Genomic DNA, 6,327 nt, shown 5'->3' with positions numbered 1-6,327 from the left:
ATAAATCTTGTTTCAACCATAACTACGAATGTTATATCGTTTATGTTATGTCCGTAAGACCTCCCCAGGTAAGAACACAATCTTCCTCTCCATATATCTGCCATATATACAATTACTATTTCCGAGTAGTTATTGGACTTTGACTTGTTAAGCAGCCTTATCCATAGTAATTGCCTGATATGATTTCTGTTCGTCAGACCAGAGATTTGCCATCCGACTTCCTTCAGATTCCTCGTCACCAAGGACACCCTTGTCATTGGCTATACGCTTACCACTACTAGGTCGCGTTAGGGACTTTAACCCATTAGATTGTGCCCATGCTGGGCACACTTAGAATCAATGGGTAGGAGATTTCTCCTACCCATTGATTATAGAAAACCATATAATTCACTTAATTAATTCATTATACAAACCACGTTTAACATAATGGGTATGTAATAATTCATGAGACTTATGTCCAAGTGGTTTTCCAAGATACTCTTCATATAGCTTAACAATAAAAGGATTCTCATGAGACTTTCTAAGATCTTTTCCTTCATCTTCTCTATAGATTGCTTTCATCCTTTTTTCTCTTACATCCTTAGTTGTTGGTCTAGGTTGACCTCCACCACTGAGACATCCCCCAGGACAAGCCATAATCTCAATGAAATGGTACGGAGATACTCCATCTTCTATCTGCTTAAGAAGAATTCTAGCAGCAGCTAATCCACTTGCAACAGCTACTTTTACTGTCTGACCTTCAAATGCCCTATACTCTTTTGTAGCTTTCTTAATAAATAATTCTCCTTCTTTTATAGATGAAAGCCCCATTACTTCTTTTACATGTAGATTATCAAATGGTAATTCATCACCTGTTAGAATCTCAAAAACTGTTCTTATAGCAGCTTCCATAACACCACCAGTAGTACCAAATATATCTGCTGCACCAGTAGAAATACCAAAAGGGTTATCAAACTTACTATCTGGAAGATTAACAAAATCTATCCCTGCACTTTTTATCATTTTTGCACATTCCCTTGTTGTTAGTACAGCATCAACATCTTTCTCCATCTCTTTTCTTGTTATCTCATATTTCTTAGCTGTACAAGGCATTATTGATACAACATAGATATCTTCTGGATCTACGTTTATCTTTTCAGCATAATATGATTTTGCTAGAGCTCCTAACATCATATGTGGTGATTTACAAGATGATAGATGAGCTAATTGTTCTGGGAATCTGTTTTCTATATATTTTATCCAACCTGGACTACAACTTGTAATCATAGGAAGAGCTACTTCCTCCCTATTAACGAATTTGCCCAGTCTTTGCAATAATTCATTACCTTCCTCTACTATAGTAAGGTCGGCAGCAAAATTAGTATCAAATATATCATCAAATCCCAATTCACGAAGAGCTGAAGCCATTTTTCCAGTTACTAATGTACCAGGTTCATAACCGAACTCTTCACCAAGAGATGCCCTAACAGCAGGTGCTGTCTGAACTATAACTCTCTTACCTTCCTCATTTAACATCTTCCATACATCTTTGATGGAATCTCTTTCGCTAAGAGCATCTACTGGACAGACTGTAGTACACTGCCCACAATATGAACAGTTAATATCATCAAGATTCAATCCTTCAGTAGGACCAACAAATGTGCTAAAGCCTCTGTTTTGGTTATTGAGAATTCCTACACCTTGAACTTCGTTACATATAGTTACACACCTTCTACACAAAACACATTTTGATAGGTCCCTTACTATACAAGGGTTATTGTCATCTATATAACATCTTGACATTTCGCCTTCATAACTATTATCTGTTATACTTAATAACTCACCTAACTCTTGGAATTCACAATTTCTGTTCCTATCACAGCTTAGGCAGTCTTTTGGATGGTCTGACAGCATTAATTCATATATTATTTTTCTTGCCTGTCTAACCTTCTTTGTATTAGTATGGATTACCATACCATCTGTAACTTTTGTCATACATGCCGCTTGAAGAGTTTTTGCTCCTTCTACTTCAACGGAACATATTCTACAGGAACCATTCTTGTGAACATCTTCAAGGTAACAAAAATTAGGAATTAGAATACCATTCATCTTGGCAGCTTCTAAAATTGTAATATCCTCAGGTACTTCAAATTCTTTATTATTGATTGTTATTCTTACCATTATTACTCCTCCTATCTTTTGTCACATCTTAAACATCTCATGGATTCAGCTATAGCATTAAGTCTATGGAATCCTTTTGATATTTCTTTAAAGTTATTTTTTCTCTCTTCTGGTGATGCATTATCCATTTCAAATCTCATATGCTCAGATACCCTTACATCAGCTTCTGGTTTTGGAATTTCTATATCTTTTCCAGTATTAAGAACTCCATCTCCGCCTAGAAATTTGTCTATAGAAATTGCAGCTTCTTTACCGTCAGTAATAGCCCATATAACAGTGTCTGGCCCTCGTACTACGTCGCCACCGGCAAATACACCATCTATATTAGTCATCTTACTCTTATCATCTACAACAAATGTACCCCATTTAGTCATCTCTACTTCATCTTTGTTTATGAATGGAAGGTCTGAATGTTGACTAACCGCAGGAATAATCATATCAAACTCCATTTCAAAAGCTGAACCTTCAATTACAGTAGGTCGTCTTCTACCTGTAACATCAAAATTACCTTGTAAAAGCTTAACTAATTTGATTTTCTCCACATGGTCTTCTCCAATAATCTCTATAGGCGATACAAGTGTATGGATTATAATCCCTTCTTCGAGAGCTTCTTCTACTTCTCTTCTTTCTGCTGGCATATCTTCTATATTTCTTCTATATAGAATATGTATTTCTTTGGCACCTAATCTAAGGGCTACTCTTGCTGCATCAATAGCAGTGTTTCCTCCTCCGATTATTGCAACTTTATTTCCAACCTTGACATCTTTACCTTTATTAACATCTTTTAAGAAAGCAAGTCCATGATATACTCCCTTTAGGTTTTCGCCTTTTACATTAATCTTATTAGAATATTGGGTACCAGTAGCTACGTAAACAGCCTCATGCTCTTTTCTAAGTCTTTCAAAGTCCACATCTATACCAACTTCTGTATTAAGCTCTATCTTAACACCAGCTTGTTCAATAGTTTTTATCTCCTTTTGTAATATATCTCTTGGTAAACGATATTCTGGGATACCATATCTTAGAATACCACCAGCAGTATCATGAGATTCATAAACTGTTACATCATAACCAAGTCTTGAAAGATAATAACCACAGGTAAGACCAGATGGACCTGCTCCTATAATTCCAATAGATTTACCCTTTGGCGGGAATTTCAAATCATCAAAAGGTTCATCAGATTCAAGAATTATATCAGCTATATACCTCTTCAAATCTCTAATAGCAAGAGCCTCATCTAATTGCTCACGCCGACATTTGCTTTCACAAGGATGGGTACATACTCTACCACAAACAGCTGGGAAAGGATTATCTTTTCTAATTAGATTATATGCATCCCTTAACCTATTAGCACCTATCAGACTTATGTAACCTGGAACATTGACTCCCGCAGGACAGGCATTTTGACAAGGTGAAATAAAAAGATCAGTACACACACCTGCTCGGCATTTTTTATCTCTTATATGTTCGACGTATTCTTCTCTAAATTCTTTGATAGTACTTAAAACAGGATTAGGTGCTGTTTGTCCAAGACCACATAGAGCAGTCTCCTTAATAGTTTCTCCAAGCTCTATTAATTTCTCTATATCTCCTTCTTCACCTTTCCCCTGAGTTATTCTTTCAAGAATTTCTAACATCCTCTTAGTACCAAGTCTACAAGGAACACATTTACCACAGGATTCTTCCTGAACAAATTCCATAAAAAATCTTGCTACATCAACCATACAATTATCTTCATCCATGACAATAAGTCCACCAGAACCCATAATAGCTCCTTTTGACTTCAATGAATCATAATCTATAGGTGTATTAAGGCAATTACTAGTTAAACAACCACCTGATGGTCCACCAGTCTGAGCTGCCTTAAATTTTTTCCCATCTTTAATACCACCGCCTATATCATATACAATATCGCCGAGTGTAACTCCCATAGGAACTTCTACAATACCTGTATTGTGTATAGCACCGGCTAATGCAAAAACTTTTGTACCACTGCTTTTCTCTGTTCCAAATGTTTTGAACCAATCGGCACCATATAAAATGATATAAGGCACATTACCAAATGTCTCTACATTATTAATTATTGATGGCTTATCAAATAAACCTTTATCAGAAGGAAATGGTGGTTTTTGTCTTGGTTCTCCTCTTTTTCCTTCTATTGAATTCATAAGTGCAGTCTCTTCACCACAAACAAAAGCTCCTGCTCCAATTCTAATTTCAATATCAAAAGAAAAACCACTATTCATAATATTATCTGATAACAATCCATATTCTCTGGCTTTCTCAATGGCAACATTAAGTCTCTCTACTGCCAAAGGATATTCTGCACGTACATATACATAACCTTTGTTAGCACCTATAGCGTACCCAGCAATAGTCATACCTTCAATTACAGCATGAGGATCTCCTTCTAAGAGACTTCTATCCATAAATGCTCCTGGATCACCTTCATCAGCATTACAAATAACATATTTTTGTTTTGACTTACTCTTTGCAGCAAATTCCCATTTAAGTCCAGTTGGAAATCCGCCACCACCTCTACCTCTTAGGCCAGAATCCTTAACAACTCTAACAACTTCCTCTGGACATTTGTTTTCAAATATGCTTCCTATTGCCAAATAACCATCATTAGCTATATACTCATCAATTGAACTGAAATCAATCTGTCCACAATTATTTAAAACAATCTTTTTCTGCTTATCAAAAAAGGGTATATCATTTAATTTATGTATATGTTTCATGGAAATATCATCGTAATAACATTTTTCTTCTACTATTTCTCCTCCAAGAATATGTTTAATTACTATTTCTTCCATCTCTTCAGGTTGTAATTTAATATAGTAGATATTTCCAGGCTCTACAAGAAGTGATGGACCAAGATGGCAGGCTCCTATACATCCAGTCTCAGTAATCAATACCTTATCCTCACAATTATACTTTTCCAAAGCTTCTACAAGAGCATCTTTTACATCTTTACAATTTGAAGAAATACATCCAGCACCAAAACATACATGTAAATTATATTGATATTTTTTTGTCATTTCATCAAATTCTTTTTTTACTCGCTTTAAATCACTAATATTCATTATCTTTGCCATGACTTCATCTCCTTCAACTAATAATTCTCTAGTATTTCACTGAGTTTATCCGGATTTACTTGTTTATATACAGTATCGTTAATTGATATTGCTGGAGCTAAGCCACAAGCTCCTATACATCTCATTACTTCAAGAGTGAATTTTTTATCTTCTGTAGTTTCACCTATACCAATGCCCAATATTTCTTCTAACTTATCAAGGATTTTCTTACCACCTCTAACATAACAAGCTGTTCCAAGACAGACTCTTATAGTATACTTTCCTCTTGGGACAGTAGAGAAAAAAGAATAGAAGCTTACAACTCCAGAAACTTCTGATAGAGACTTGTCTAATCCATCTGCAATTATTTTTTGGATGTTAATAGGTAGATGACCGTAAATTGTTTGAGCAATATGTAGGACTTGTATCAATGATCCTTCTTTGTTTTTATATTCTTCAATGAATTCTCCTATCATGGCTATTTTTTCTTCTTCGCTCATATCTTCGCATTGACATTTTTTTAACTTATCCATATCTACTCTCCTTACTATCGTTTACTTGAAACAGTCGTATTTAGTCTATTTGCAATTTGATTATTATCTTATCAATATCTTTCAACTGTTTCTTTAAAAGTCTAATTTTTTCTTCATGCTCTTTAATTGAACTCATAATTATCTGCTTTTTATCATCAAATTCTTGAATCTGGGGTATTCTTAATTTTTCAATCTTTTTATTAATTTCAATGAGTTCTTTCTTGTAACGTTCCCAAGTGGTTTTCAGATTCTTATCATAATCACCTCCTTCAATGTATTTTTTGATGCAATTGATGTCATAAATTAGTTGACTCTTTTTCTTTAAATAACTAATTACTTCCTCCATAAATCACACCCCTAAGTTTTTTTGCAATCATAAATAAACCTTATGTGATCTATAAAGTTTAAAATAATTGCTTATATATGAATGAATACCTTAATAAATAAAAGCTTCATATATTAATGGTATTCTAATCATCAAATAAATATGAATATCTCTTGAGGCTTGCCAGATGTAGATATTACGGATTATAAGTATAAAAGAATTAAATATTTTA

At 34.4% G+C, this 6,327-nt stretch carries 4 protein-coding genes; all 4 read right to left on the bottom strand.

What is annotated here, in order from left to right; translation table 11 throughout:
• Nucleotides 1-387: 387 nt before the first annotated feature.
• The 4 genes from N4A55_RS05980 to N4A55_RS05965 are packed head-to-tail and all read right to left on the bottom strand — an operon-like array spanning nucleotide 388 to nucleotide 6,116.
• Nucleotides 388-2,160 carry an NADH-dependent [FeFe] hydrogenase, group A6 gene (locus tag N4A55_RS05980; protein WP_293754626.1) on the bottom strand — a complete coding sequence of 591 codons (1,773 nt, stop codon included), beginning with the start codon at nucleotides 2,158-2,160 and terminating at the stop codon, nucleotides 388-390.
• A gap of 11 nt (nucleotides 2,161-2,171) precedes the next feature.
• Nucleotides 2,172-5,258 carry an NADH-quinone oxidoreductase subunit NuoF gene (gene nuoF, locus N4A55_RS05975; protein ID WP_293754624.1) on the bottom strand — a complete coding sequence of 1,029 codons (3,087 nt, stop codon included), beginning with the start codon at nucleotides 5,256-5,258 and terminating at the stop codon, nucleotides 2,172-2,174.
• Between the two features lie 17 nt (nucleotides 5,259-5,275).
• Nucleotides 5,276-5,770, bottom strand: a complete 495-nt coding sequence (locus N4A55_RS05970) for an NADH-quinone oxidoreductase subunit NuoE family protein (RefSeq protein WP_293754623.1) — start codon at nucleotides 5,768-5,770, stop codon at nucleotides 5,276-5,278.
• A 40-nt stretch (nucleotides 5,771-5,810) separates the two neighbouring features.
• On the bottom strand, nucleotides 5,811-6,116 hold the full coding sequence (locus N4A55_RS05965) for a hypothetical protein (protein WP_293754622.1): 306 nt from the start codon (nucleotides 6,114-6,116) through the stop codon (nucleotides 5,811-5,813).
• Between the last annotated feature and the right edge of the window lie 211 nt (nucleotides 6,117-6,327).

It is taken from the genome of Vallitalea sp. (assembly GCF_025211055.1).
Taxonomy (GTDB): Bacteria; Bacillota; Clostridia; order Lachnospirales; family Vallitaleaceae; genus Vallitalea.
Note: the sequence above shows the minus strand (reverse complement) of the source record. Positions and strands in the feature narration are given on the sequence as shown.

What these genes read in the sequence shown, in the direction of transcription:
- N4A55_RS05965 (WP_293754622.1), bottom strand. Translation starts at nt 6,116, where the DNA reads ATGGAGGAAGTAATTAGTTATTTAAAGAAAAAGAGTCAACTAATTTAT.
- nuoF (WP_293754624.1), bottom strand. Translation starts at nt 5,258, where the DNA reads ATGGCAAAGATAATGAATATTAGTGATTTAAAGCGAGTAAAAAAAGAA.
- N4A55_RS05980 (WP_293754626.1), bottom strand. Translation starts at nt 2,160, where the DNA reads ATGGTAAGAATAACAATCAATAATAAAGAATTTGAAGTACCTGAGGAT.
- N4A55_RS05970 (WP_293754623.1), bottom strand. Translation starts at nt 5,770, where the DNA reads ATGGATAAGTTAAAAAAATGTCAATGCGAAGATATGAGCGAAGAAGAA.